28 protein-coding genes are annotated in these 25,809 nt (G+C 70.8%); 5 read left to right on the forward strand and 23 right to left on the reverse strand.

Annotation, left to right across the window (positions count from 1 at the left end; all coding sequences use genetic code 11):
* Positions 1–33: 33 nt before the first annotated feature.
* Positions 34–990: a hypothetical protein gene (locus tag A4W93_RS29800; RefSeq protein ID WP_157131720.1), complete on the reverse strand. Its 957-nt coding sequence runs from the start codon at positions 988–990 to the stop codon at positions 34–36.
* Positions 991–1,171: 181 nt separating this feature from the next.
* Between A4W93_RS29800 and A4W93_RS20845 the strand changes: the two genes are divergently transcribed.
* The gene (locus tag A4W93_RS20845; protein WP_085752435.1) at positions 1,172–1,603 is read left to right on the forward strand and encodes a GFA family protein; all 432 of its coding nucleotides are present in this window, start codon (positions 1,172–1,174) and stop codon (positions 1,601–1,603) included.
* Between the two features lie 103 nt (positions 1,604–1,706).
* On the opposite strand, the gene A4W93_RS20850 is transcribed toward A4W93_RS20845, so the two are convergent.
* The 13 genes from A4W93_RS20850 to nudB all read right to left on the reverse strand — a co-directional run bounded on the left by A4W93_RS20850 (position 1,707) and on the right by nudB (position 13,705).
* Positions 1,707–2,150, reverse strand: coding sequence for an NIF family HAD-type phosphatase (locus A4W93_RS20850; protein WP_085752436.1), 444 nt, complete (start codon positions 2,148–2,150; stop codon positions 1,707–1,709).
* A 419-nt stretch (positions 2,151–2,569) separates the two neighbouring features.
* Positions 2,570–3,070 (reverse strand): thermonuclease family protein, encoded by a 501-nt coding sequence (locus tag A4W93_RS20855; RefSeq protein WP_085754263.1) that lies wholly within the window; start codon positions 3,068–3,070, stop codon positions 2,570–2,572.
* A gap of 2 nt (positions 3,071–3,072) precedes the next feature.
* Entirely contained in the window at positions 3,073–4,521 is a 1,449-nt protein-coding gene (locus A4W93_RS20860) for a potassium/proton antiporter (protein WP_085752437.1), read from the reverse strand.
* Positions 4,522–4,554: 33 nt separating this feature from the next.
* The gene (locus tag A4W93_RS30670; RefSeq protein WP_085752438.1) at positions 4,555–5,304 is read right to left on the reverse strand and encodes an MHFG family PEP-CTERM protein; all 750 of its coding nucleotides are present in this window, start codon (positions 5,302–5,304) and stop codon (positions 4,555–4,557) included.
* 52 nt (positions 5,305–5,356) lie between these two features.
* Positions 5,357–6,145 (reverse strand): anti-sigma factor family protein, encoded by a 789-nt coding sequence (locus tag A4W93_RS20870; protein ID WP_085752439.1) that lies wholly within the window; start codon positions 6,143–6,145, stop codon positions 5,357–5,359.
* Complete coding sequence (locus A4W93_RS20875; protein ID WP_085752440.1) at positions 6,142–6,657, reverse strand: sigma-70 family RNA polymerase sigma factor; 516 nt, start codon at positions 6,655–6,657, stop codon at positions 6,142–6,144. The genes A4W93_RS20870 and A4W93_RS20875 overlap by 4 nt, the downstream gene beginning before the upstream one ends.
* The gene (locus A4W93_RS20880) at positions 6,654–7,028 is read right to left on the reverse strand and encodes a COG4315 family predicted lipoprotein (protein WP_085752441.1); all 375 of its coding nucleotides are present in this window, start codon (positions 7,026–7,028) and stop codon (positions 6,654–6,656) included. The genes A4W93_RS20875 and A4W93_RS20880 overlap by 4 nt, the downstream gene beginning before the upstream one ends.
* Before the next feature lie 84 nt (positions 7,029–7,112).
* Positions 7,113–8,699, reverse strand: coding sequence for a sensor histidine kinase (locus A4W93_RS20885; RefSeq protein WP_085752442.1), 1,587 nt, complete (start codon positions 8,697–8,699; stop codon positions 7,113–7,115).
* A gap of 181 nt (positions 8,700–8,880) precedes the next feature.
* Entirely contained in the window at positions 8,881–9,687 is an 807-nt protein-coding gene (locus tag A4W93_RS20890; RefSeq protein ID WP_085752443.1) for a DUF429 domain-containing protein, read from the reverse strand.
* Positions 9,684–11,054, reverse strand: a complete 1,371-nt coding sequence (gorA, locus tag A4W93_RS20895; RefSeq protein ID WP_085754264.1) for a glutathione-disulfide reductase — start codon at positions 11,052–11,054, stop codon at positions 9,684–9,686. The genes A4W93_RS20890 and gorA overlap by 4 nt, the downstream gene beginning before the upstream one ends.
* A 90-nt stretch (positions 11,055–11,144) precedes the next feature.
* Positions 11,145–12,419, reverse strand: coding sequence for a cardiolipin synthase ClsB (gene clsB, locus A4W93_RS20900; protein ID WP_085752444.1), 1,275 nt, complete (start codon positions 12,417–12,419; stop codon positions 11,145–11,147).
* Entirely contained in the window at positions 12,416–13,216 is an 801-nt protein-coding gene (locus tag A4W93_RS20905; protein WP_085752445.1) for an endonuclease/exonuclease/phosphatase family protein, read from the reverse strand. The genes clsB and A4W93_RS20905 overlap by 4 nt, the downstream gene beginning before the upstream one ends.
* A 6-nt stretch (positions 13,217–13,222) precedes the next feature.
* Positions 13,223–13,705, reverse strand: coding sequence for a dihydroneopterin triphosphate diphosphatase (gene nudB, locus A4W93_RS20910; RefSeq protein ID WP_085752446.1), 483 nt, complete (start codon positions 13,703–13,705; stop codon positions 13,223–13,225).
* Between the two features lie 184 nt (positions 13,706–13,889).
* Between nudB and A4W93_RS20915 the strand changes: the two genes are divergently transcribed.
* The 3 genes from A4W93_RS20915 to A4W93_RS20925 all read left to right on the forward strand — a co-directional run bounded on the left by A4W93_RS20915 (position 13,890) and on the right by A4W93_RS20925 (position 17,529).
* Positions 13,890–15,029, forward strand: coding sequence for an ABC transporter substrate-binding protein (locus A4W93_RS20915; RefSeq protein ID WP_085752447.1), 1,140 nt, complete (start codon positions 13,890–13,892; stop codon positions 15,027–15,029).
* 102 nt (positions 15,030–15,131) lie between these two features.
* Positions 15,132–16,694, forward strand: coding sequence for a methyl-accepting chemotaxis protein (locus A4W93_RS20920; protein WP_169726571.1), 1,563 nt, complete (start codon positions 15,132–15,134; stop codon positions 16,692–16,694).
* 25 nt (positions 16,695–16,719) lie between these two features.
* Entirely contained in the window at positions 16,720–17,529 is an 810-nt protein-coding gene (locus A4W93_RS20925; protein WP_085752449.1) for an AraC family transcriptional regulator, read from the forward strand.
* Between the two features lie 15 nt (positions 17,530–17,544).
* Here the strand turns inward: A4W93_RS20925 and A4W93_RS20930 are convergent, their stop codons facing one another.
* The 4 genes from A4W93_RS20930 to A4W93_RS20945 form a co-directional block, all read right to left on the reverse strand.
* Positions 17,545–17,841, reverse strand: a complete 297-nt coding sequence (locus tag A4W93_RS20930; RefSeq protein ID WP_157131721.1) for a hypothetical protein — start codon at positions 17,839–17,841, stop codon at positions 17,545–17,547.
* A 152-nt stretch (positions 17,842–17,993) separates the two neighbouring features.
* Positions 17,994–18,752, reverse strand: coding sequence for a DUF899 domain-containing protein (locus tag A4W93_RS20935; protein WP_085752451.1), 759 nt, complete (start codon positions 18,750–18,752; stop codon positions 17,994–17,996).
* Positions 18,753–18,764: 12 nt separating this feature from the next.
* The gene (locus tag A4W93_RS20940; RefSeq protein WP_085752452.1) at positions 18,765–19,433 is read right to left on the reverse strand and encodes a Vgb family protein; all 669 of its coding nucleotides are present in this window, start codon (positions 19,431–19,433) and stop codon (positions 18,765–18,767) included.
* 41 nt (positions 19,434–19,474) lie between these two features.
* Positions 19,475–20,695 carry a helix-turn-helix domain-containing protein gene (locus tag A4W93_RS20945; RefSeq protein WP_085752453.1) on the reverse strand — a complete coding sequence of 407 codons (1,221 nt, stop codon included), beginning with the start codon at positions 20,693–20,695 and terminating at the stop codon, positions 19,475–19,477.
* Positions 20,696–20,784: 89 nt separating this feature from the next.
* On the opposite strand from A4W93_RS20945, the gene A4W93_RS20950 reads away from it, so the two are divergent.
* The gene (locus A4W93_RS20950; RefSeq protein WP_085752454.1) at positions 20,785–21,591 is read left to right on the forward strand and encodes a methyltransferase domain-containing protein; all 807 of its coding nucleotides are present in this window, start codon (positions 20,785–20,787) and stop codon (positions 21,589–21,591) included.
* A 9-nt stretch (positions 21,592–21,600) separates the two neighbouring features.
* Here the strand turns inward: A4W93_RS20950 and A4W93_RS20955 are convergent, their stop codons facing one another.
* The 5 genes from A4W93_RS20955 to A4W93_RS20975 all read right to left on the reverse strand — a co-directional run bounded on the left by A4W93_RS20955 (position 21,601) and on the right by A4W93_RS20975 (position 25,771).
* Positions 21,601–21,906, reverse strand: coding sequence for a hypothetical protein (locus tag A4W93_RS20955; protein ID WP_085752455.1), 306 nt, complete (start codon positions 21,904–21,906; stop codon positions 21,601–21,603).
* Between the two features lie 58 nt (positions 21,907–21,964).
* A complete protein-coding gene (locus A4W93_RS20960; protein WP_085752456.1) occupies positions 21,965–22,780 on the reverse strand; it encodes a YihY family inner membrane protein in 816 nt (271 codons plus the stop codon).
* 70 nt (positions 22,781–22,850) lie between these two features.
* Complete coding sequence (gene aspS, locus A4W93_RS20965) at positions 22,851–24,647, reverse strand: aspartate--tRNA ligase (RefSeq protein ID WP_085752457.1); 1,797 nt, start codon at positions 24,645–24,647, stop codon at positions 22,851–22,853.
* 119 nt (positions 24,648–24,766) lie between these two features.
* On the reverse strand, positions 24,767–25,417 hold the full coding sequence (locus tag A4W93_RS20970; protein WP_085752458.1) for a DUF502 domain-containing protein: 651 nt from the start codon (positions 25,415–25,417) through the stop codon (positions 24,767–24,769).
* A 33-nt stretch (positions 25,418–25,450) separates the two neighbouring features.
* Positions 25,451–25,771, reverse strand: coding sequence for an FmdB family zinc ribbon protein (locus A4W93_RS20975; protein ID WP_085752459.1), 321 nt, complete (start codon positions 25,769–25,771; stop codon positions 25,451–25,453).
* Positions 25,772–25,809: the final 38 nt, after the last annotated feature.

Below are 25,809 nucleotides of genomic sequence, written 5' to 3' on the forward strand. Positions count from 1 at the left end.
CGCCGCGGTGACCCGCGGTCTCCCTGGGGTGGATCAAAGAACGGAGGTGAGATCGAGCGACCAGACGTTCGACCGCGGCGGGTTCGCGCGGTCGTCGGTGGTCTCGAGCCACAGGCGGCTGCCCACCACGCCCCAGCGCCGCACGTTGCCATCGTCGAGGCCGACGGTGGCGATCTCGAGGCCGTCCGGATGGCGCGGCGAGAAGAGCACCAGGTGGTCGAAGTGGTTCACGTAGCGCTGCGGGCCGACGCGTTCCTTGTCGGACCCGTAGCGCACGAGCACGGTGTCGGGGCGCACCTGCAGGCTCGCGAGGTACTGCAGCGGCAGGCCGCGCGCCCAGTCGGGCGTGACGTCGGCGAAACGGCGCACGCGGTCGGCCGCGATGTCGTAGACGAACAGCGCGTCGACGGGACGCGGGTCGTGGTACTTGAGGTGGAACAGGATGCGGTTGGCGGGCAGCGCCAGCACGCCTTCCGACGACCACATGATCCACTTCGACTGCGCGGGGTCGATGGTGCCGGTGCGGGCCTTGCCGAAGCGGGCGGGCGTTCCCGGCTGGATCTCCCAGAAGCCGGTGGACTGCTTGGCGCCGTAGGTGTTGACGAGGGCGACGGCGGGCTGGCCCGCGCCGGCGTCGACGATGAAGGCCTCGGCCGGCGGCTGCGGCTTGCGCTCGGTGGCGAGCACGCCCGCCGGCGGCGGCGCATCGGCGCTGACGTTGCGCAGCGTGGGGTAGGACGGTGCGGGCGGCGTGGACACGGCCGGGTACGCCGTCTCGCGCTTGAGCGCGCCGCCCAGCTCGGGCCGAACCGTGGTGGTGTACTTGCTCTTGAAGAGACCGAAGATCATGCTGGACTTCCCGCCGTCGTTGGACACCGCGGGACCGCAGCCGCCGAGGATGCCGGCGAGCGCGGCCACGCCGGCCCATTCGACCACACGGCGCGTGGCGGAACGGCGGGGAGCGTGGGAAGGGACTCGGCGAAGCGGCATCGGGCTGGGGTCATGGGTCGCGATGAGCCCGCATTGTGATGTCGCCCGCTGGATGCGCACCCCGCCCATCAGGGGGGAATGCCCCCCCGATGCGACCAAAGTCATGCGCTGCTGTTTCATGTCGATACGAATGCCCTGCTCGACCGGAGCACGATGGCCCCTCCGTTCCCAGGACCTCGCCATGACCGACACCCGCGAACACCCCGCCGTCCTGCGTGGCAGCTGCCTGTGCGGCGGCGTGGCCTTCGACATCCGGGGGCCGCTGACCGGCGCGCTGTACTGCCACTGCCGCATGTGCCGCAAGTCCCACGGCACCGCGTTCCGTGCCCGGGCCGGCGTGGCCGCCGCGGACTTCCGGTGGGCGCGCGGCGACGACCTCGTCACGTGGTTCGAGTCGTCGCCCGGCAACCACCGCGGCTTCTGCCGCGTGTGCGGCGCCAACCTGATCAGCCGCTTCGACAAGCACCCCGATGTATACGGCCTGGCCCTCGGCGTGCTCGACGACGATCCGAACGTGCGGCCGGGTTGCCACGTGTTCGTCGCCGACAAGGCGCCGTGGTTCGAGATCACCGACACGTTGCCGCGCTTCGAGGGGTTTCCGCCGACAGGTTGAGCTGGGACCGCGAGGGGGAGAAGGACGCGACTGAAGCGCTCGGCGCATGTGCTCAGGGACGGCTCTGATCTCTGATGGGCTGCTTCAGGCTGAAAGCGGAAGTTCAGGCTTCTCGCGCAAGAATCTCGAGGCGGCCCAACGTCTTCGCCAGCCCCTCATCAGTATCGTCGTACGGATAGTCGAAGTAGTCGATCTGCAACCACCTCGACGCTTGCCCCGGATGCACGTATTTCTCGAAATCGTCTACGAGTATGACCTCGCTCGGATCAGCGGAAGGAACAAAGTTCAAGTCCTTGGTCTCCCCATGCCATGCGACGTACTCGACGTCACCAAACCATGCAGGTGCGGCGCCTTCCGCCACCAGCAGCGCGGCGATGTCCCTGAAGAGAGGTTCCTTGACTGTGGTGAACATGACCACCCGCGGGAACAACTCCTGGCATCGACTAAGGAAGTCGAAGAGTCCGGGCCTTGGGATTTGGCTCATCGCGTTTGAGATGAGGGTTCCCTCAAGGTCGAGGGCGAGAACCTTCGGTCGTTGGATTTTCATAAGGTGATCCAGGTTGCAGGACTGCTCTCTGCGCGCGGAAAACCCTTCGTGGGTTGACCGCATCAGGCTGACAGTGGACAAGCGTCGCTAGACTCCGCTGGTCCACCGTTTCGCAGCGGCCCGTGCCCGGTGCCGGACTCGTTGAGAGAACTGCTTCGAGGAAATCGAATGCAATTCGGCCGCAGCATCGACATCAACCGGGGCACCCTGCTCCACCCATCGCAGCGCAAGCTCGACCCAGTATTCCGTTGGCCACCGCAGCCCGGCGAGAAGCACTGCCCTCGCATCGAACGGCCCCGCCGAGAATTCAGCGAACGGCCGCTCAAGGGGAAGGACGATGCTGGGTGGGTACATGGGCGAATCGTAGCGCGGGACATCTGCTTCCGCTGCACAGCCGCCCATCGCATCCAAGTTGGCACTCAACGCGAAGTCGCCGGCCGGCTGCGACCCGATGGACGCGGACAGGCACCATGTTCTTTCCGGAACACCTTCGGTTCGATCGCCGGCCGGGCGAACAGGCCGCGACGGCGCGAACGCGCGAGGCGCTCCGCGTCCGCATACGGGCCCGGCGCGTTGCGGTACCCCGGGCTCCAGGCATGTCCCTGCTTCACGAGCCACTCGCCGATGTCCTCGCCGCCCAGCGTGACGGTGCCGACGAGGCGGCCGTAGCCGTCGACGGCATGCGTCTCGACATGCACCTGCCTGCGCAACAGACGCGAACTCAAGGCCTCGGTGGCCTCCTCGTCACCATCCTGGCAGCGCTCGGGCGCATCGACGCCGTGCAGCCGCACGGACACCGGCTTGCGGCCGTCCTCGCGCACCCACACGGTGTCGCCGTCGGTCACGTGGGTCACCACCCCCGTCATCGCATGGGCGCTGGTCGCGATCACCAGCACCAGCCCCGCGAACAGCCTTCTCATCGTCATCCGGGACGCCGCTCCATCGTCACACGCACCCGCACGATGTCCGCATCGTCTCGCTGCAGCACCTCGAACACGACGCCATGCCACACGAGCTGGTCGGCCCCGGCGATCAGCGCCTCGCCGAGCCACTCGGACAGCGAGGCCGCCGGCTGCGCGGGCAGCGGCACCTGGAAGAAGTGGCACACGTCGGCGAGCGGCAGCGAGCCGTCGAGCACGAGGTGGCCCTGCAGCTTCACCGGGTCCGCGGCGGCAGCGTTCGGTTCGACCACCACGCGGAGCCAGCGGGCCACGGCCGACAGAAAAGTGCCCTGCAGCATCAGCGACAGCAGCACCACCGCGAAGGCGACGTTGAAGAAGCGGTAGCTGCCGCTGACCTGCGCCATCAGCGGGAACAGTGCGAGCACGATCGGCACGGCGCCGCGCAGGCCCACCCAGCCGACAAAGAGGATCTCGCGCGCCGAGAAGCGCATGGGGGCGAGGCACAACGCCACCGCGACCGGGCGCGCGACGAAGATCAGCGTCGCGGCCACCGCGAGCGTGCGGCCGGCGTCCTCCACCATCTGGTGCGGCGACACGAGCAGCCCCAGCAGCAGGAACAGCCCGGCCTGCGCGGCCCACGCGTACCCGTCGAGCGCGACCGCCGCGCCGCGCGAGGCCTCGTCCGCGAGCGCCCTCACCCGCACGCCGAACAGGTAGACGGCGAGGAAGCCCGAGCCCTCGACGAGGCCCGCCGACGCGAACACCACGAAGCCGGCCGACAGCAGGATCAGCGCCATCAGCCCGCCCTGGTTCGGCGCGCGCGCATGCATCGCGCGCAGCAGCCAGGCCATCGCCCAGCCGGCCGAGAGGCCGACGAGCGTGCCGAAGCCGGCCTGGCGCGCGAGCAGCCACAGCGCCTCGGCCCAGCCCGCGTCCGCGCGGATCGTGTCGATCAGCGCGAGGGTCAGGAACACCGCCATCGGGTCGTTCAGGCCGGACTCGACCTCGAGCGTGGACGACACCCGCGCATCGAGCTGCACACCCGCGTGGCGCAGCACGGAGAACACCGCCGCCGCATCGGTGGACGACACGATGGCGCCCAGCAGCAGGCCGTAGCGCCAGTCGACGTCCATCGCCGCCATCGCGACCGCGCCGACGATGGCCGCGGTCACCGCGACCCCGGCCGTGGCGAGGCCGAACGCGGGCTTCAGGCCGGCACGGAACGTCGCCATGCGGGTGCTCAGGCCCCCTTCGAGCAGGATGATCGCGAGCGCCGCGTTGCCGACCCACGCGGTGAGCTGCGTGTCGTAGAAGCGCACGCCGCCGGGCCCGTCCACCCCGACCAGCATGCCGGCCACGAGGAACACGAGCAGGAACGACAACCCGAGCCGGGCGGACATCACGCCCGCGACCAGGCTCATCAGCGTGAGCAGGCCGGCGGCGAGCAGGATCAGGTACAGCGTGTGCATCGGACCCGGATCATCGCAGACCCGGCCCGTGCGTCACCGCCGCCGCCGGCACCAGAAGACGAGCCCCGCGCCCAGTGCAGCCAGCAGGCCCATCCCGGGCTCGGACACCGGCGCGGCGATCGGGGGTGGCGCCGGCACGACCGGGACCGACGGCTCGACCGGGACGGCACCGCCCACCCAGCCCCCACCGCCTCCCGGCGGCCACGGCGACCACGGCTCGCCCCGCCCGCCGCCCTCGTCGATGTCAGGACCGGCACCGCCGTCGCCCGGGCCCGGCGACGGCATCCCGGGCCACGCGGAGATGCCCTCACCCGGTTCCGCCATCGGGCCCGCGCCCGGCGGATCGAACTCGAGCTCCGCCACGGGTGGCGGTGGCGCGGGCCGCCGCACGATGCGGCTGACGTTGCGGCACACCGTGGGAACGAGGATGCAATGTCCGTCCTCGCAGTAGACGAGCCCGTGCTCGCGGTGCTCCGACCGCCAGCCGTCGCGCGTGGTGGTCACGCACCGCAGGCCTTTCGACCCGAAGTGCATGCCGGTGATCTGCGGCTCGTAGTCCTGCGTGCCCGCGATGGTGCCGCGGGTGATCTCGACGAAGTCGTCGTACGCATGGCGCGCCATGCGGTCCTTCAGCCGGGCGCGCACCGGCTTCGGGATGTCGTCGTAGACGTCGATGGCGGCGGGGACTTCGCCGAGGTAGGGGTCTCGCCCGGGATCGTCCCAGGCACACGCATTGGGGAGGGCCGCGGCGGTGGCGGCCAGCAGGGTTGTCAACAAGGGCATCGGCGCAACTTCTCCGAAACTCGACATCCCCTTTTGGCAATCCGGATGCCCGCTACGGTCCTCGTTCCACCTGCCGGTACACCGCCTCCGACACCCGGGCGAGCTCCTCCTTCCCGGCCTCGGCCGAGATCGCGTAGCCGAACGGCCCTTCCACCCAGTAGAAGACGTTGACGTCCCCCTGGCGCCCGAAGCGGAACGCGGTGGATTCGCCCCCGGTCTCCCGGGTGACGTACAGCGTGAGCCGCGCGCCGGGGCCCTGCGCCTCGTCGCGGCGGTACATGAACTGGGCCACCGGCCCCTGCCCGCCCGGCAGCAGCCGCCCGCCCTCGAGCGTGTAGCCGAGCGACTGCAGGTGCGGCGCCTTCATCGGCGCGTTCATGCGCTTGGACAGCCACGTGACCAGCTGGTCCTCGTGGGCCGCGTCCACCTCGACGGGCCGGCGCTGCTCGGGCACGAACACCGCGTGGGCGACCGCGGCCCGTTCGGCGAAGGCCGGCAAGGTGGTGGCGACCACCGGCGCGGGCGACCACTGCGCCCGCAGCCCCCACCCGACGGAACCGCCCAGCAGCAGGAGCGTGACGCCGGCGGCCACGCGCCAGGCCGTGGCCGAACGCACGGGGCGCGCGGCCGACACGAGGCGGCGCGGCACGGCTTCGTCGAGCACGGGGTCGAACAGGGCACGGAGCCCGCGCGCCTGGTCGGTCCAGGCGGCCACGCGGCGTGCGGCCTCGGGGTTCGCGGCGAGGTGCGCCTCGACCTCGCGGTGGCGCTCCGCCATCAATTGACCATCGACGAACGCATGCAGGTCGGCGTCCGTGACCGGTCGGGAGTCGTTCGTCATTTCACCACCTTCAGGTGCGCCGGGCCCGGCCGCCCGTCCTGCATCAGCGCGCGCAGGCGCTCGCGGCCGCGCGACAGGCGCGACATCACGGTGCCCACGGGAATGCCGAGCGCCTCGGCGACCTCGGCATACGCCATGTCCTCGAGGGCCACGAGCAGCAGCACCTCCTTCTGTTCCAGCGGCAGGCGATCGAGCGCGGCCTGCAGGTCCAGCACGGCCAGCCGTTCGCCCTGAGCGGGCGGAACGGCCAGGTCGGCGTCAGCCTCGCCGTCGCCCAGGGCGACGGTGGGCACGCGCGGGCGCCGCACGCCGTCGACGTGCAGGTTGTGCATGATCCCGAAGAGCCAGGCCCGCATGTCGGCCACGCCGCGCCACAGCGCGGCGCGCGACCAGGCGCGCTCCAGGGTGTCCTGCACCAGGTCGTCGGCGTCCTCGCGGTTGCCCGCGAGCGCGCGGGCATACCGCCGCAGCCGCGGCACCCAGTCGAGCAATTGCCGGTCTTCGGGGTTCATTCCTTGATGATGTGCCACACGTCCTTGAAGTTGTCACCCGTGCGGTCGCCGGCCTTCTTGTCGGCCTGGTACGTGTAGACGGGCTTGCCCTTGAAGGACCATTGGCGCGAGCCGTCGTCGCGCGTGACGACGCCGAAGTCGCCCATGGGCTGGTCGGCGGCACCGGCCATCGCGGGCGGCCACAGCGTGGCGCAGGGGCCGTTGCAGGCGCTCTTGCCACTGCCGGCGGTGTCCTTGTCGAAGGTGTAGAGCGTCATGCCCTTGGCGTCGACGAGCGCGCCACCCGCGAACTTCGCGGGGGCGTCGGCAGCCATCGCGGCGGCGGACAGCGTGAGGAGGGCCAGGGTGGTCGTCAGGAATCGGGTCGTCATCGTCAGCTCCGGTGGGGGGTGGATACCGGAGCAGACGGACGGGCGGCCCGGCTTATTCCCGTGGCTGCGAACTTTTTTCGAGGGTCAGTCCGGCAGCACGAAGGAGAAGCGGGCGCCCTCGCCCTTCGCGGCCTTCACCCAGACCTCGCCCCCGTGCTTCTGCATGACCCGCCGCACGATCGCGAGGCCCACGCCGGTGCCGGGGAAGTCGCTCTCGCGGTGCAGGCGGCGGAACGGTTCGAAGAGCTGGTTCGCGTACTTCATGTCGAAGCCCGCGCCGTTGTCGCTCACCGTGAAGACCTGGCGGCCGTCGTCGGCGATCTCGCCCTGGAAGCTCACGCGCGCGTCCGCGCACTTCCCCGTGAACTTCCACGCGTTGGACAACAGGTTCTCGAGCGCGATGCGCAGCAGGCCGGCGTCGGCGATGGCCGTGAGCGTGGGGTCGATGTCGACCTCCACACGCCGGTCGGGCTGCGCGGCCTGCAGGTTCGCGACGATGTCGCTCGCCATCTTGCCGATCTGCACGGGCCGCGGCCGCAGGTCGGCACGGGACACCTTCGACAGCGACAGCATGTCCTCGATCAGCGTGTCCATGCGGCGCGCGGCACGATGGATGTTCTCGGCGAAGCCCCGGGCCGTGTCGGCGAGCGGCGGAGAGGTCTCGCCGAGCAGCAGGTCGCTGTAGCCCGTCACCGCGCGAAGGGGCGCCCGCAGGTCGTGGGACACCGAGTAGCTGAACGCCTCCAGCTCCTTGTTCACCGCCTCGAGCTCGGCGGTACGCTCCTGCACCCGTGCCTCCAGGCCCGTGATCAGCGCGACGTTCTCGAACGCGAGCGACGTGGAATCGGCCAGCGCCTGGATCAGCGCGACTTCGTCGGCGGTGGCGGCATGCGGTTCGGCCCAGTAGTTGCCGATGGCGCCGACCGGCGCCTCGGCGCGGATGGGCACCATCACGAGGCTCTTGACGAAGGTGGGGCGGTAGGCGTCGTGGGGGATGCGCGCGTCGGCGTAGATGTCGGGGATCACCGCCGGTTCGCCGTGCAGCATGGCCCAGCCGCTGATGCAGGCCGACATCGGGAACCGCAGGCCCTTCCACATCGGGGCGATGGCGTCCTCGTCGGCGTAGTGGCACATCTCGCCGTCGCGCAGCACGAACGTGGCGCCGTCGGACCGCATCATGCGACGCGACGCGCGCCGCACGATGCGCATGATGTCGTCCACGGTGCGGGCGAGCGACAGGTCGCGCACCGCATCCACCAGCACGGCACGCGCTTCCGTGAGCGTGGCGAGGCGCTGGCTCTCGCGGGCCTCGTTGAGCCGCCGCAGCGCGCTCGGCAGCCGCCACAGCTGGTTCTTCGGCACGTAGTCGGTGGCGCCCGCCTCGATGCAGTGTTCGGCCCAGTGCGGATCGGTGTTGCCGCTGACGAAGATGAACGGCACGTCGGGCCGCTGGGCGCGCGCGACCTGCATGGCCTGCAGGCCGTCGATGCCCTCCACGCGGTTGTCGGAGACGATCGCGTCGAAGTCGCCGCGAGCCATGGCGTCGTGGAATTCATCGGCCGAAGAGGCGCCGATCCAGGTGGGCTCGACCCCGAGCCGCGCGACTTCACGGCGGACCAGATCGGCATCGAAGGCATCGTCCTCCAGGTGGAGGATCTGCAGCTTGTTCATGTTCGCACTCCCGTGGCGACGAGCGCGGGATTTGCGTGTGCTCTGCACGGCATGACGGCCCGCGTCGAAACCATCTTAGGCCGACACCCCTCGCCCCTGCATGACAGAGCCCGCCTTGACCGTGGAACCTTGCCGGTTTTCAACGAAGCGAACGTTCGTTCGATGCGCGCCTTGCATACACTCACGCCCCCACGATCCAGCCTTCGAGCGGATCCATGTCCGCCGGCAGCCCGTGGTTCGGCTGCCCGGCGCTCCACGCGGCGAACACGAGGCACAGCACCGCATCCAGGCGGTCGCCCGACGCATCGGCCACGAGTCCGTCGCGCATCGCGTGGCTCATTCGCACGCGCACGCCCAGCCGGGTGCGCCCCTGCTCCAGCGCCTCGACCAGGTCCTTGCGGGCGATCAGGCGCTCGGGGGTCTGCTTCGCGCGTTCGTCGCTCTTGTACGAGCGGGTGCCGATCAGCTCCCGGGCCAGCAGGCCGGGGTACGCTTCCAGCGCGACACGCTGCGGGTCGCCCGGGTGCAGGCCCGGCAGGTGCACACCCGCGGCCCGCAACAGCGGCACGCCGGCGTGCATCATCAGCGCGACCGGCGGGTTGACCCACTTCATCGACGGCGACGAACCCGCCGGGCCATCCGTCGCGCGGTGCGCGAACTTGGAACCCGCGGGGCGGGCATCGCAGAAGGCGGCGAAGGTCTCGCGCACCTCCTCCCGGGTGAGGCCCGTGAACCGGTCCATCGACGAGGCCCAGGTGTCGGGCCAGCCGAGGGTCTCGACCAGTTCCCGCGGCAGCCCGAACGGGAAGTCGAAGCCGCCGACCCACGGGCCGGGCTGGGCCAGCGTGCCGGCGAGCCCGTCGAAGTCCTCGTGGGCGTCGAGCCGCTCCAGCTTCACCACGCCGGACGCCGCACGGCCCGAGGCCACGGTGATGGGCTTGCGCCGGGTGGGCCGGCTCGTGAAGTCGACGCCGAGGAACAGGGTCATCGCACCGGCTCGCGCATCGTCACGAACTCTTCCGCGACGGTGGGATGGATGCCGATGGTGCGGTCGATCTGCGCCTTGGTCAGCCCGGCCTGCACCGCCACGGCGAAGCCCTGGATCACCTCGCCCGCGTCGGCGCCCACCATGTGCATGCCCAGCACACGGTCGGTGGCGGCGTCCACGACGATCTTCATCAGCGTGCGTTCGGTGCTGTCGCTCAGCGTGTGGCGCAGCGCCTTGAACTCGGCGCGGAAGATGCGCACCTCGCCCACGGTCTTGCGCGCGTGTTCCTCGCTCATGCCCACCGTGCCGATGTTCGGGTGCGTGAACACCGCGGTGGCGACGGCGCCGTAGTCGATGGGCGGGCGCTTGCCGTCGCCGAACAGGTGATCGACGACGGCCATGCCCTCGGCCAGTGCCACCGGCGTGAGCGCCTTGTGGCCCACGAGGTCGCCGATCGCGAACACCGAGGCCACCTTCGTGCGGAAGCGTTCGTCGACCGGCACGGTGCCGTCGGCATGGGGCGTGATGCCGAGCGCCTCCAGGCCCAGGCCGCCGGTGAAGGCGCGGCGGCCCGTGGCGTGCAGCACCGCGTCGACCTCCACGGTGGACCCGTCGCTCAGGCGCACCACCTGCGCGGCTCCGGCCTTCTGCACGTCGGCGATGGTGCAGTCGAGACGCACCGTGAGGCCCTTCTTCTGCATCTCGGCGGACGCGAAGGCCGACACTTCCTCGTCGAAGCCGCGCAGCAGGCGCGGCCCGCGGTGCACGAGCGTGACCTGGCTGCCCAGGCCCTGGAAGATGGACGCGAACTCGCACGCGATGTAGCCGCCGCCCACCACCAGCAGCCGGCGCGGGAACGGGTCGAGGTCGAACATCGCATCCGAGGTCAGCGCGTGTTCGGCCCCCGGGCCGGACGGTGCCTGCGGCCGGCCGCCGGTGGCGAGCAGGATGTGGCGCGCCGTGAAGCGCTGGCGGCTGCCGTCGGCACCGGCCACGTCGACCGTGTGGCCGTCGACGAGCGACGCCCAGCCGCGCACGAGCTGCACGCCCGCGTTGCGCAGCAGCCCGTCGTAGATGCCGTTGAGCCGCGCGATCTCGGTGGCCCGGCGCGACTTCAGCCGGTCCCAGTCGAAGGCCGGCTCGCCGAACGACCAGCCGAAACCCTTCGATTCCTCGAACAGCTCGCCGTAGTGCGCCGCATGGCTGTAGAGCTTCTTCGGGATGCAGCCGAGGTTCACGCAGGTGCCACCGAGCGCGCCGCCCTCGGCGACGATCACGCGTGCGCCGCGTGCCGCGGCCATGCGGCCCGCGCGCACGCCGCCGCTGCCGGCACCGACCACGAAAAGGTCACAGTCGAACGAATCCATCGCCATCGTCTTTCGTCATCGAGGCCGCCACGCGGCGGCACGGCGGGATGATGCCTCAGTGCCCGCCGGGGCGTGGCCGCAGGGGCTTCGTCAGTACCGGCCCGTGGCGCCCGCCACCTTCAGGTACAGGCGTGCGCACCACGCGACCCAGCGGCGGCGCAGCATGCCCTGCACGCCGGTGGGGTACGCGCGTTTCGACGGGTCGATGGCGCTCGACGCGGCCACGGCGCGGTCGAAGGCCTCGGCGAGCGACCGGGTGAACGCCGCGTCGCGCACCACCACGTTGGCCTCCAGGTTCAGCAGCAGCGACAGCGGGTCGATGTTGGAGCTGCCCACGGTGGCCCATTCGTTGTCGACGAGCGCCACCTTCGCGTGCAGGAAGGCCGGTGTGTATTCGTAGATATGGACCCCCTCGGCGAGCATCTCGTCGTACAGCGCGCGCGCGGCCAGCGCCGCGATGCGGTAGTCCACCTTGCCCTGCAGCAGCAGCCGCACGTGCACGCCGCGGCGCGCGGCCTGGCGCAACACGCGGCGGAAGGCGCGGCCCGGGTAGAAGTACGGAGAGACGATGTCCACGCGTTCACGCGCCTTGCGGATCGCGTCGATGTAGCTGCGTTCGATGGCACGGCGGCGGCGCAGGTTGTCGCGCAGCACGAAGGCCGCGCGCACCGGCGGCAGGCCGGCCACGTCGGGCCCCGTGCCGGGCGGCGCCATGCGCAGGCGCTTCATCAGGCGGCGGGCCCGGGCCACCGGCTCCGCGCCGCGGGCGAGGGTCGCCAGCTCGCGGCCGAAGTGACTGCCGAGCACCGCGCGGTGGTACAGCGCCCGCACGGCCTGCTCGATCGGGGCGACGATGGGGCCCTTCATGCGCACCGCGAAGTCGAGGCGCGGCGCTTCGCTCCAGCCGTGCACCTGGTCGTAGCGGTCGTCGAGGAGGTTCACGCCGCCGACGAACGCGACGTTGCCGTCGACCACGCACAGCTTCTGGTGCAGGCGGCGCAGCTGGCCGGGCTGGAACCAGCTCCACCAGCGGTCGAGTGGACGGAACACCGCGATGTGGACGCCGGCCGTGGCCAGCGCCTCACGCAGCACGGGCATGTCGACACGGCAACCGAAACCGTCGAGCAGCACGCGCACACTGACCCCTCGCCGCGCGGCATCGGCCAGCGCGCGCGTGACCTCCTTCACCAGGCCCTCGTCGGTGTAGATGTAGGTGGCGAGCCAGATCTCCCGGCGCGCCGATGCGATGGCCTGCACCATCGCCGGGAAGAGTTCGTCGCCGCCCTGCAGCAGCCGGGCCTCGTTGCCGCCACTGTACTGGGCGCGGACGGCAGCGCGGGTGAGGGCCGTGTCGGCGGACCTCATCCGGCGTCCAGGGCCAGTTCCGCCACCAGCGGCAGGTGGTCCGACATGCGCGCCCAACTCGGTCCCCGCGGCACGTGGGTGCCGATGCAGTGCAGGCCGCGCGTGTAGATGCGGTCGAGCGAGAAGAGCGGCATGCGCGACGGGAACGTGCGTGCTGCCGCCCCGCCTTCGAGTTGCGCGCGCCGCAGCCCCGTGGCCTTCATCGGCGCGCCGAGCCGCTCGCCCCAGTCGTTGAAGTCGCCCGCGACGATCAGGCATTCGTCCTTCGGGATGTGCTGCTGGATGAACGCCGCGATGCGCTCGACCTGCCGCACGCGGCTCGAGTGCATCAGCCCGAGGTGGGCCACGATGGCATGCACCGGCGTGCCGTTCCAGTCGAGCCGCACGTGAAGCAGGCCGCGCTGCTCGAAGCGGTGGTCCGACACGTCGTGGTGTCCGGGGTCGCCCACCATCGGCCAGCGCGACAGCAGCGCGTTGCCGTGTTCGCCCTCGGGCGTGATGGCGTTCGTGCGGTAGGCCACCTGGTAGCCGTCGGGTGCCAGGTAGTCGCCCTGCGAAGCCTTCGGCCAGCCGCGGTGCGGGTCCGGGAACGCGCGGGCCTCGCGGTGGTTGAAGTTGCGCACCTCCTGCAGGCACACGAGGTCGGCGTCGAGCGCCTCGATGCCCAGCACGAGGTTGTGGATCTCGAGCCGCTTCTGCGGTCCGACCCCGCGCACGCCCTTGTGGATGTTGTAGGTCGCGACCCGCAGCACGTCGGCGGCGTGGGTGGTGCTCTTGGGGAAGCGGAGCGGGTTCATGCGGACTCAGTCGAAAAAGCGCGGCAGTTGCAGGATGGCCTCGGCGTTCGACGGCGAGAAGCAGCGGTCCGCCGCCTCGCGCCACGGCAGCCATTCGAAGCGGGTGTGTTCGCGCGGCGCGAGCACGACGGGCGTGCCCTCCGGCACCCGCAGGCCGAACACATGTTCGGTGTTGTGCGTGACACCCGGTGCATACCGGTGCCGCCACACGGGGTAGATCTCGTAGACGTTCCGGATGGCCCAGTCGCGCAGGTTCGTGTCGGGCACGGCAGGCGAGCCGATGTGGATGCCCGTCTCCTCGCCCACCTCGCGCACGGCGGTGTCGCGCGGGTCCTCGCCGAGGGTGTCCTTCGAGCCGGTCACGCTCTGCCAGAACCCCGCGTTCGCCGCCCGTTCCATCACGAGCACCCGCCAGGCCGTGTCGTGGATCACGACCAGCACGGACTCGGGGATCTTCGGGGGACGGGGTGACGGCTCGGGCGTGGACATGACCCCAAGGATAACGAACCGGCGCACGGCCCGTGGACCGCGAATTCGTTCCACGGTCGTGCGTTTCGAAATGTGACAGCAATGCGACGCAGTGCCGGAATTCTCGAATTAGGGGGGTGATGACGCACCCAAGCCACACGGCTTGCCGCAAAAATGCACCTTCGTTCAAAAGTGGAAGCCGTACATGTCCCCTGTCTTCGACCGCTCCCGACGCCATGCCCTCCAGTCCCTCGCCGCCGCCGCAGGCGCCGCGACCGGGTTCCCTGCCCTCGCCCAGGACAACGAGATCCGCATCGGGCAGAGCATCCACCTGACCGGCCCCATGGCGGCCACCACGAGCCAGTCCCTCAAGGGCCAGGCCCTCGCGCTCGACGAGGTGAACCGCGCCGGCGGTGTCAACGGCCGCCCGGTCAAGCTGATCCAGCTCGACGACCAGTACGACGCGCAGCGCTGCGTCGCCAACGTCAAGTCGCTGATCGACACGCACAAGGTCTCCGCGCTGTTCGGCCTCGCCAACAGCCAGGCCATCGGCGCCACCCTCCCGCTGCTGGCCGAGCGGAAGATGCCGTTGATCGGCATCTACTCCGGCTCGCCGGCGCTGCGCGTGCAGCAGCACCCCTGCCTCTTCACCACCGCGGCCAGCTTCCGCGACGAGGTGGTGCAGATGGTGCGCAACCTCGTCGCCGTGCAGCAGGCCGACCTCGGCGTGGTGTACCTCGACAACCCGTTCGGCCAGCTGATGCTGCCGGTGGCCGAACAGGTCATCCAGGAGCACGGTGCCACGCTGGTCGGCAAGCAGGCGCTCGAGGCCACGGGCGCCAACGCCGCCGAGGTCTCGAAGGCGCTCGCGGCCAACCGGCCCAAGGCCGTGCTGCTGATGGCTTTCGGTCCGTCGACGGTGGCGTTCGTGAAGGCGGCCCGCAAGCTGATCGGCGTGCCCATCTACGCGCTGTCGATCACCAACGTGGCCGCGCTGCTGCAGGCCATGGGCGAGGATGCCCGGGGCCTCGCCATCACGCAGACCGTGCCATACCCGTGGCGCGAGACGAGCGGCATCACGCGCGACTTCAACACCGCCGCGCGGCGTGAACAGTTGCCGGTCACGTACGAGGCCATGCTGGGCTACGTCAACGCGCGCGTGCTGGTCGAGGGCCTCAAGCGCTCCGGCAAGGCGCCCACGCCCGAGGCCGTGATCCGCGGCTTCGAGAGCATGAGCAAGGTCGACCTGGGCGGCTACGAGGTCTCGTACGGCCCGAAGAAGCACCACGGCAGCGCCTTCGTCGAGATCACCATCGTGGGCCCGGACGGAAAATTCATCCGCTGACCGAGAAATCGTTCCGCACTAGGGTCTGTACCGGTCAAGTCGTGTCACGGATGTGACGACATGTGGAAACGGTCCCGATTCGGGGACCGCCTTGGAGTCCTCATGTCGAACCGTTTCTCGATCCGGCGCGCGCTGGCCGCTGCCGTCCTGCTGCTCTCCCTGCTCTTCGGCGCAGGCACCCTGACGAGCATCTGGGCGCTGCGCGACAGCAACCAGGCGCTGTCCGACGTGAACGGCGAGATCCGCATCGCGCTGTCGATGTCGGACTCGCTCAACCACCTGCGCACGGCGCGCGTGTGGCTCGTGCAGGCGTCCACCTACACCACCTCCGGCATGATGGCCGAGGCCGACAAGGCCGTGTCGACCGCGGCCGAGAAGGTCCAGCTGTCGCGCAAGGCCTTCGCCGACTACCAGGCGCTGAAGAAGGGAACGGCGGAGCAGGCGCTCGCCGACGCGGCAGCCAAGCACTACGAGGCCTACGTCACCGAGGGCATCGAACCGCTCGTGAAGGCACTGAAGGCCAACGACGCGATGGCCTACCTGCGCACGCTCAAGACCAGCACGCAGCAGCTCGACCACACCTTCGAGGACGCGCTCACGCAGGCCATCGAGTTCCGCGAGAAGCAGGCGCTCGCGAAGAATGAAAGCACCCAGCGCGCGTTCCAGACGAGCCTCGTGCTGCTGCTCGCGCTGGCCGGCGTCTTCGCCCTGGCCGCGTTCGCCATCTGGCGTGTCGCGACGGCCTCCGTCGTGCGCCCGCTGCACAGCGCGGCCACCCACCTGCGCCTCGTGGCCGGCGGCGACCTGTCCCACGCCGCCCCGGCCCACGTGCGCGGCGAACCCGACGAGGTCGCGCAGATGATCGACGGCCTGGCCGCCATGCAGCACCACCTGCGCGACACCGTCTCCGCGATCCGCGAGTCGGCCGACCAGGTGGGCACCGCCACGCTCGAGATCGCCCAGGGCAACCAGGACCTGTCCGTGCGCACCGAGGAACAGGCCGCGAACCTGCAGCGCACCGCCTCGTCGATGGACCAGATGGCCGCCACCGTGGGCCAGACCGCGCAGACCGCCCAGCAGGCCACGCACCTCGCGGCGTCGGCCTCCGAAGTCGCCACGAAGGGCGAGGCGATGGTGGGCGAGGTGATCGCGACGATGGGCAACATCCACGCGTCGAGCGCCCGCATCGGCGAGATCACGTCGGTGATCGACGGCATCTCGTTCCAGACCAACATCCTCGCGCTGAACGCCGCGGTGGAAGCCGCGCGCGCCGGCGAACACGGCCGCGGCTTCGCGGTGGTGGCGGCCGAGGTGCGCACGCTCGCGCAGCGCAGCGCCTCGGCGGCGAAGGAGATCAAGACGCTGATCGCCGACTCGGCCGGCAAGGTGGACCACGGCGTGCGCTGCGTCAACGACACCGGCGAGACGATGAAGGAGATCCTCGCGCAAGTGGCCCGCGTGTCGCAGCTGATCGGCGAGATCCACGCGGCCACCTCGGAGCAGGACTCGGGCCTCGGCGAGGTGAGCCAGGCCGTGAGCCGCATCGACCAGGCCACGCAGCAGAACGCCGCGCTGGTGGAGGAAGGCGCGGCCGCGGCCGAGAGCCTCAAGCAGCAGGCGCAGCGGCTGACCCAGGCGGTGCGCACGTTCCAGCTGGGCCGCTGACCCGGTCCTGCGCCAGAATGGGCGCATGGCCGCGCCCGCTCCCATTCACCACGCCCGAGTCCTCGGTTCGCCATGGCCGGGCGTGTTCGTCACCGAGATCGACAGCGGGCGCCACTTCGGCCGGCACTGGCACACCACGCACGGTCTCGGCCTGCTCGATGCCGGCGCCCAGCGGTCGGCGAGCGGCGTGGGCCGTGTCGACGCGTTCGCCGGCGACCTGATCGCCACGAACCCCGGCGAGGTTCACGACGGCCAGCCCCTCGGCGGGCCCTCGCGCCGCTGGCGCATGGTCTACCTCGATGCCGGCGCGATGGCCGCGTGGGACGGCCTCGGCGTGGACCGGGACGTGACCCGGCCGGTGTTCCACGACCCCGCACTGCGCGCCCGGCTCGGACGCCTGTTCGCGCGGCTGGACGCGTGGGCCGGCGGACAGGGGGACCGCCTCGCGTGCGACGAATCGCTGGCCGAGGTGGTGGCGGGCCTGGCACCGCACGGATTGACGATGGCGCCACGGGAGGTGTCGGCCGACGTCCGGCGCGTGCACGAGCGGCTGGCGGATGTGTCCGGGGAAGATCCGTCCCTCGCCGAACTGGCAGCCCTCGCGGGCCTGGGTCCGTTCCAGCTGCTGCGCCGGTTCCAGAAGGTGTACGGAGCGCCGCCCCATGCGTGGCGGCTCGCCTGCCGGGCCGAACAGGCCCGTCAGTGGATCCGCGCGGGGATGCCCCTCGCGGAGGCGGCGGCCCAGGCCGGCTTCGCCGACCAGAGCCACCTGACGCGGGTGTTCTCGCGCCAGTTCGGGTTCACGCCGGGCGCGTGGCGACGCGCCGTGGCGTGACCCCCTGCCGGACGCTCAGGGCGCCGACGCGGCCTTCGCCTTGGGCTTCGGCTTCGGCTTGCCCGCGGGGTCGTAGACACCGCCCGAGTAGTCCTGGTTCTTGGCCGCGGCCTCGGCCTCGGGGCGGCGGGCCTCACGGGCCTTGACCCGCTCCGACTTGCGGTCGGCCTTCGCGGGCTTCGGCGGCAGTTGATCGGCCGTGGGCATCTTGTCGCCGGTGATGGGGGCCGGGGACGACTGGGCCAGGACGGGCTGGGCCACCAGGGCCGCCACTGCGAGGAACAGCGGCGCGAGCGGGTGCAATGTTTTCATGTGAGTCTCCAGGGTTTGCGCGGTGTTCCCGGCGGGACGAAGATGCGCCCCCCGAAACCCGCGTGGAGCATCGTGCCACTGCCCCGAAATGCCCTCAATTGCCCTTTGGTGCTGGAGGGACACTGCCCACTTGACGGAGGGCGCCCCGCCTGTCAGCGGTGTGCAGCGCAGCACGACGACGCCGCGGCCGCGGGCGCGTGCTCGTACCGGTCGTGGTGGCGCACCCACGCCATGCCTTGCCCCGGCGCCTCGTCCCGCCCCTTCGCGGTCAGGTCCAGCAGGTCGTACGTGCCCATCATCACCTCGACGCCCCGGCCATACGTCGAGTAGGTGAGGAACACGTCGCCCGTGTCATCCCGCCAGAACGCACTGACCCCGGGCGCCTCCTCGTGGGGAAACGCCTGCCGCTGGTAGTTGTAGTCGACCTCGCCGCGCACGCGGTCCTCGGGACGGAACGACACGGCGAAATCGAAGTTGAAGTCGTTGCCCGCCGACGACACCCAGGGAAAACGCCAACCCATGCGTTCGCGGAAGCGCTGGATCTCGGCCAGCGGCGCCCGCGAGACCGCGGTGAACGCCGTGTCGCGCTGCGCGAGGTGCGGCAGCATGCCCTCGACGTGGTCGGCCATGTACGAGCAGCTGGGGCAGCCCTGGGCCCAGCCCGGGCCGAGCATGAAGTGCTGCACCAGCAGCTGGCGGCGGCCCGCGAACAGGTCGCCCAGCGCGCGCGGCCCGTCGGGCGTGTCGAAGACGTAGCGCTTGTCGAGGCGCACCCACGGCAGCGCGCGGCGCTCGCGGGCGATCTCGTCGCGCATCCGGGTCAGCGCCTTCTCGCGGGCCAGCAGCGCCTTGCGCTGGTCGACCCAGCGGTCCCGGGCGACGACGGGGTGATCGATGGTGGTGGTGTTCATGGTTCGCTCCTTTCAGGCCGCGGGGGCCTTGGGACGGCGCACGGCGCGGACCTTGCCGCTGCCCCCGCCGCCGCAGTAGAAGAGGCCGGCGCCGTCGGACTCCAGGCCGCTGACACCGACCCCCTGGGGCATCGCCAGCCGCTCGAGCACGGTGCCATCCGCCGGATCGATGTGGCGCAGCTCGCTCTCGTCACCCTCCCACGTGCCGTGCCACAGTTCGCCGTCGACCCAGGTGACACCGGTGACGAACCGGTCGGACTCGATGGTGCGGCGCACCGCACCGGTGGCGGGGTCGATCTGGTGGATGCGGCGGTCGCGGTACTGGCCCACCCACAGGCTGCCCTCGGCCCACGTGAGGCCCGAGTCGCCGCCGTGGCCGGGCGCGGGGATCGAGGCCACCACGGCGCCCGTCGCCGGGTCGATCTTGTCGATGCGTGACTCGGCGATCTGGTACAGGTGCCGGCCGTCGAAGGCGGTGCCGGCATCGCACGCGTGGTCCAGCGTGCGCACGGTGTCGCCGCTCGCGGGATCGAGGGCGATCAGCGTGGCGCCGGTGGCGGCCCACACGTGGCGGCCGTCGTGGGTGACGCCGTGGACCTTGCCGTCCTCGGCGAAGGGACCGTACTCGCGCACGATCTCGGCGGGGCGCACGGCGGCGCGTTCTTTCGTTCGGATGTTCATGCGAGGCTCCTTGCTGCGGGTGTCGACCCGGTGAAGTCACTCTACTCAAGCGGCAGCGCGGCAGGGAGTAACAAGATCGTCGTGAATCCCGCGAGCGGCGGCGCGAGCCAGCGCTGGGCGCGCGCCCGTCCGGCCGAGCGCACGCGCCCCTCCGCCTCGAGGTCCGCCAGCGCGCGCTGCACGGTGCGCTGGCTGGCCCCGAGGGCCAGTGCCAGGGCCGAGGTGGACCACGCGGCACCGTCGGACAGCAGCGCGACGAGCGAGGCCTGGTCGCCGTCGATCGGTGGTGCCAGCACGACCACCGCGCGGCCGTCGTGCGGAACGAGGCGGAACCCCTGCGCGGTGGCCTCGACCTTCGCCATGCCCGCGGCGAGCGCACGCAGCCGGCCGACTTCGACCCGCAGCCGCGCCCGGTGGGTCTCGTCGGGATCGCGCATGCCGAACGCGCGCGCGATCAGCACATGGCGCGCGACGTCGCCGGGCCAGGCCTCCGCGAGCGTGCGGGCGAGCGCGAACAGCACGGGCCGCCGCGCGAGGGCCACCCTCGCGTCGCCCACGCGCAGCGTGTGGTGGCAGGCGTCCACGACCAGGTCGCCCGAAGACAGCAACGCGCCCACCTCGTCGAGCCGCAGCGCCACCTCCCCGGCCGCGCCCAGCCGCCGCGCCGCTGGATGTTCGAGCGCGGACCGCGCCTGCGTGACCTCGGCCGCGAGGGCCGGCACCCGGGCCCGTTCGGCGGCCACGCGCGCACGGTCGAGGGCCGCGACGGCGGGCGTCACCCGCATCGCGCGGAGGTCCAGTTCGGCGGAAGCCATCTCGGCCGCCGCGGCCAGCGCGGGCGGCAGCGCGCCGGTGTCGAGGGCGGCGAGCCCGGCCGCCGCCTCGGCCAGCCGTCCGAGCCGCAACGCACGTCGCACCGCGATCAGCCGGGCGTGCCAGGCGTTCGTGCGGTCCGCCCGCGCCTCCAGCGTGGCGGCCGCCGCCAGCAGCGTGCGGGACGAGCCCCCGAAGTCGCGCTGGGCCAGCGCCACCTCGGCCTCGGCCACGATGCACCGGGCACGGGACTGTTCCTCGTGCGTGCCGAACCCGCGCGCCGCGCGGCGCAGCAGCTCCCGGGCGCGGGAGTAGTCCCCGAGCTGGGCCATCGCGATGCCGCGCAGCGCCAGCGCCGGCGGGTCGTCGCGCAGCGCCACCCGCTTGAGCGCACCCAGCGGGTCGCCCGCGGCCAGCGCCCGCGCGGAGGCGGCGATCAGCGAATCCATGGGGCGCACTGTATCGCGCGCAATTTCGTTCAAGACCGCACGAGGGTCCCGCACCGAGACTGGCCACCTCGATGAAAGGACTCCTCCCCATGACCGCCCCCTACGTCCACGGCCACGGCGCCCGCGAGGCCGAACGCCTGCGCGACCAGGCCGACACCCTCGCCACGCTGATCCACGACGGCACCCGCTACCCCGTCGGCCACACCGTGCTGGAGGCCGGCTGCGGCACCGGCGCGCAGACCGTCTCGCTCGCACGCCACAGCCCCGGCAGCTGGATCACGTCGATCGACCGTTCGGCCGTGTCGCTCGCCCAGGCTCGGGCCCGCGTCGAGCAGGCCGGCTTCGCCAACGTGACCTTCCGCGAGGCCGACCTGCTCGCGCTGCCGTTCGCGCCCGCCTCGTTCGACCACGTGTTCGTGTGTTTCGTGCTGGAGCACCTGCCCGACCCCGCCGCGGCGCTGGCCGCGCTGGCGCGGGTGCTGCGTCCCGGCGGTTCGCTCACGGTGGTCGAAGGAGACCACGGCACGGTCTGCATGCACCCGCACAGCGATGCCGCGCACCGTGCGGTGGGCTGCCTCGTCGAACTGCAACGCCGCGCGGGGGGTGACGCGCTGGTCGGGCGCCGGCTGCACCCGCTGCTGAGCGCGGCCGGGTTCGCCGACGTCGATGTGACCGCGCGCACCGTGCACGCCGTGGGCGGGCATGCCGGGCTCGCCGAGTCGTTCACGCGCAAGACCTTCACGGCGATGGTCGACGGCGTGCGCGACACGGCGATCGCCGAGGGGTTGTCGACCCTCACCGACTTCGCCGCGGGCGTGCGCGACCTGGACCGCACCGCGGACGCAGGCGGTGTGTTCGTCTACACGTTCTTCAAGGGCACCGCGGTGAAGCGGTGAGGCGTGGCGTCAGTCGCGGTCGGAGGGGAAGGCCGCCTCGAACGCCTCGGCGAACCGCGCGGAGGCCGACAGCGTCAGCGTGACGGCGTGCCACTGGCCGCCCTCCACGTTCACCTGCAGGTCGTGGTCCCAGTCCAATCCTTCGTCCACGGGCCCGTGCGTGTGCGGGAAGTGGCGCCACGCCCAGTCGAGCACCTGCTGCACCTCGGCCATCACGTCCGCATGGTGCGCGGCCGGCGTGGACGCGAGCGCCTCGATGGTCACGACACCGTCGGCATCGTCGCTGAGGTCGAGGGTGAGGTAGTTGAGGTTCACTGGACGCCCCTCCGCGCTGCGCGCTCCGGGATGAGCGCTTGGGAGCGGCCCGGCGCGCTCATGCGCGCGCGGGCCGGGCCTTGCCGCCCTGCCCCAGGTTGGCCGTGATCAGGGCGCCCGCCATCGTGACGAACCACGAGAAGTACACCCAGATCAGGAACACGGGCACGACCGCGAAGGCGCCGTACACCGCCTTGTACGTGGGCACCTTCATCAGGTACGCCGCGAAGCCGCGCTTGCCCAGCTCGACCGCGAGGCTCGCGAGCAGCCCGCCCACGAACGCGTCGCGCTTGCGCACCGGCGTGTTGGGCACGAAGTGGAAGAGGCACGCGAAGGCCACGGTGCCGAGCACCACGGGGCCGAGGGTCAGCACGAAGCGCGCGGGCGGCGGCAGGTCGCCGATCAGGCCCATCGAAGCCCCCGCCACGTACGAGGTGGCCCAGAGGCTCGCGCCGAGCACCGGCGGCCCGGCCGCCAGCACCAGCAGGTACAGCGCCACGCGCTTGAGGAACGGGCGGTTGCGCTTGACGTTCCAGATCTGGTTGAACGCGTTCTCCACCGTGAGCATCACCGCCACCGCGGCCACGAGGATGAAGATCGAGCCGACGAGCGTGAGCCCGTTCGCGTTGGCGACGAACTGGTGCAGGTAGCGCAACACGGTGCGCGAGATGTCCGCCGGGAGCAGGCTCTTCAGCAGGATCTCTTCCAGAGCGACCTCGAAGCGCCGGAACACGGGGAAGTGCGTGAACAGCGCGAGGCACACCGACAGGAACGGCACGATCGACAGCAGCGTGGTGAACGCCAGGCTGCCGGCCACCTGGGCCAGGCGTTCCTGTCGGGCGCGGCGGAAGGTGAGGCGGATCAACTGGATCATGGTGCCGTGTGGAGAAACAGCAAGGGGCGCCCGAGGGCGCCCCTGTGCAGCCATCGTTCCCGAGCGGACGTCAGGCGTTCGTGGCCGCTTGCGGGTTGCGCAGGCGGATGTGCAGCTCGCGCAGCTGCTTCTCGTCGACCGGGCTCGGGGCGTGCGTCAGCAGGTCCTGGGCGCGCTGGGTCTTCGGGAAGGCGATCACGTCGCGGATGCTCTCGGCCTTGGTCATCAGCGTGACGAGGCGGTCGAGGCCGAACGCGAGGCCGCCGTGCGGCGGGGCGCCGTACTGCAGCGCGTCGAGCAGGAAGCCGAACTTGAGCTGGGCTTCCTCGGGGCCGATCTTCAGCGCGCTGAACACCTTGCTCTGCACTTCGGCGCGGTGGATCCGCACCGAGCCGCCGCCGAGTTCCCAGCCGTTGAGCACCATGTCGTACGCCTTGGCGATGCACTTGCCCGGGTCGCTGTCCATGTAGTCCTCGTGGCCGTCCTTCGGCGCCGTGAACGGGTGGTGCACCGCGTTCCAGCGGCCGCCTTCATCGTCGTGCTCGAACATCGGGAAGTCGACCACCCACAGCGGCGCCCAGCGGTCCTCGAAGAGGCCGTGGGTCTTGCCGAACTCGCTGTGGCCCACCTTGATGCGCAGCGCACCGATGGCGTCGTTGACGACCTTTTCCTTGTCGGCACCGAAGAAGATCAGGTCGCCGTTGGCGGCTTCCGTGCGCTTCAGGATCTCGGCGATGGCCGCGTCGTGCAGGTTCTTCACGATCGGGCTCTGCAGGCCTTCACGGCCCTTCGTCACGTCGTTGACCTTGATCCAGGCGAGGCCCTTGGCACCGTAGATCTTGACGAACTCGGTGTAGCCGTCGATCTCGCCGCGGCTCATGTCGCCGCCGCCCGGCACGCGCAGCGCGGCCACACGGCCGCCCTTCGTGGTGGCCGGGGTGGAGAAGACCTTGAAGTCCACGTCCTTCATCACGTCGGTGAGTTCGGTGAACTCGAGCTTGACGCGCAGGTCGGGCTTGTCGGAGCCGAAGCGGTGCATCGCCTCGGCGTACTTCATGACCGGGTACTCGGGCAGGTCGACGTCGATGGCGCTCTTGAAGACCTTGCGGATCATGCCCTCGAACATCGCGCGGATCTCTTCTTCCGTCAGGAAGCTGGTCTCGATGTCGATCTGGGTGAACTCGGGCTGGCGGTCGGCGCGCAGGTCCTCGTCGCGGAAGCACTTCGTGATCTGGTAGTAGCGGTCGAAGCCGGCCACCATCAGCAGCTGCTTGAACAGCTGCGGGCTCTGCGGCAGCGCGAAGAACTGGCCTTCGTTGACGCGGCTGGGCACGAGGTAGTCGCGCGCGCCTTCCGGCGTGCTCTTCGTGAGCATCGGGGTCTCGATGTCGATGAAGCCGTTGGCATCGAGGAACTTGCGCACTTCCATCGCGACGCGGTAGCGCAGGATCATGTTCTTCTGCATGACCGGGCGGCGCAGGTCCAGCACGCGGTGCGTGAGGCGCGTGGTCTCCGACAGGTTGTCGTCGTCGAGCTGGAACGGAGGCGTGACGCTCGGGTTCAGCACCTCGAGTTCGTGGCACAGGATCTCGACCTTGCCGCTCGTCAGGTTGGCGTTTTCGGTGCCCGACGGACGGGCGCGCACCTTGCCCACCATCTTCAGGCAGAACTCGTTGCGCACGCCTTCGGCGATCTTGAACATGTCGGCGCGGTCGGGGTCGCACACGATCTGCACGAGGCCTTCGCGGTCGCGCAGGTCGATGAAGATGACCCCGCCGTGGTCACGGCGGCGGTGGGCCCAGCCCATCAGCGTGACGGTCTGGTCCATCAGGGCTTCGCTCACCAGCCCGCAATACGTTGTTCTCATCGGTTTCTCCAGGATCTCGGTCAGCCCCCGGCGTTTTCGTCGGGCCGGGGAGGAAATGTAGTTCAGGGCGGTGTCGGCCGGGAGGGCCAGCCGTCAGGGCCGAAGGGTCGCCACCCGCTTCAGCCCACCGGATTTCGGTTCAAGGCCGCGGCCTGGACGGGCGGTGCGACGACGCCCATCGAGATCACGTACTTGAGGGCCTCGTCGACGCTCATCTGCAGCACGATCACGTCGGCGCGCGGCACCATCAGGAAAAAGCCCGACGTGGGGTTGGGGGTGGTGGGCACGTACACGCTGAGGTAGTCGCCGCTCAGGTGGATGGCCGCCTCGCCGCCGGGCTTGCCGGTGACGAACGCGATGGTCCAGGCGCCCTCGCGCGGGTACTGCACGAGCACGGCTTCACGGAAGGCGTTGCCGCTGCTCGAGAACAGCGTGTCCGAGACCTGCTTGACCGAGTTGTAGATCGACTTGACGATCGGGATGTTGCTCAGCACGCGGTGCCACTGGCGCAGCGCCCACTGGCCGAAGATGTTCGTGGCGAACATGCCGGTGAGCAGCAGGCCCGTGACGAGCACCACCACGCCGAGGCCGCGGATCTGGCGCAGGCTGCCCAGCAGGTTGTTGGCGGGCGGCCACGACACCACGGACTGCACGGCCGTGATGACGCTGAAGAACACGCCGTCCATCAGGCCGAGCACGGAGTTCAGCACCCAGATGGTGATGGCCAGCGGCATCCAGACCAGCAGGCCGGCGAGCAGGTACTTTTTCAAGGGGTTCCTCGGGGGACGGACGGCACGCCGGCGTCAGGTGTCGGACTTGGGGCTGGACGGAGCCGGTGCGGGCGCCGGGGCCGGCGCGGGCGATGCGGCGGCCGGCGCCGGGGCGGGCGCAGGCGCGCTGCCGCCGTCGGCGGGCGCGGGCGTGCTGGCGGCGTTGTTGCTGCCGCCGCGGAAATCGGTGACGTACCAGCCCGAGCCCTTCAGCTGGAAGCCGGCCGCGGTGACCTGTTTACGGAAAGCGTCGGCACCGCAGTTCGGGCACACCGTCAGGACGGGGTCGGAGATCTTCTGCAGCACGTCTTTCGCGTGGCCGCAGGCCTCACAACGATAGGCGTAGATGGGCATGGCTAACTCTTTGATTCAAAACAGAAAATTATAAACCC

It is taken from the genome of Piscinibacter gummiphilus, from assembly GCF_002116905.1.
Taxonomy (GTDB): Bacteria; Pseudomonadota; Gammaproteobacteria; order Burkholderiales; family Burkholderiaceae_C; genus Rhizobacter; species Rhizobacter gummiphilus.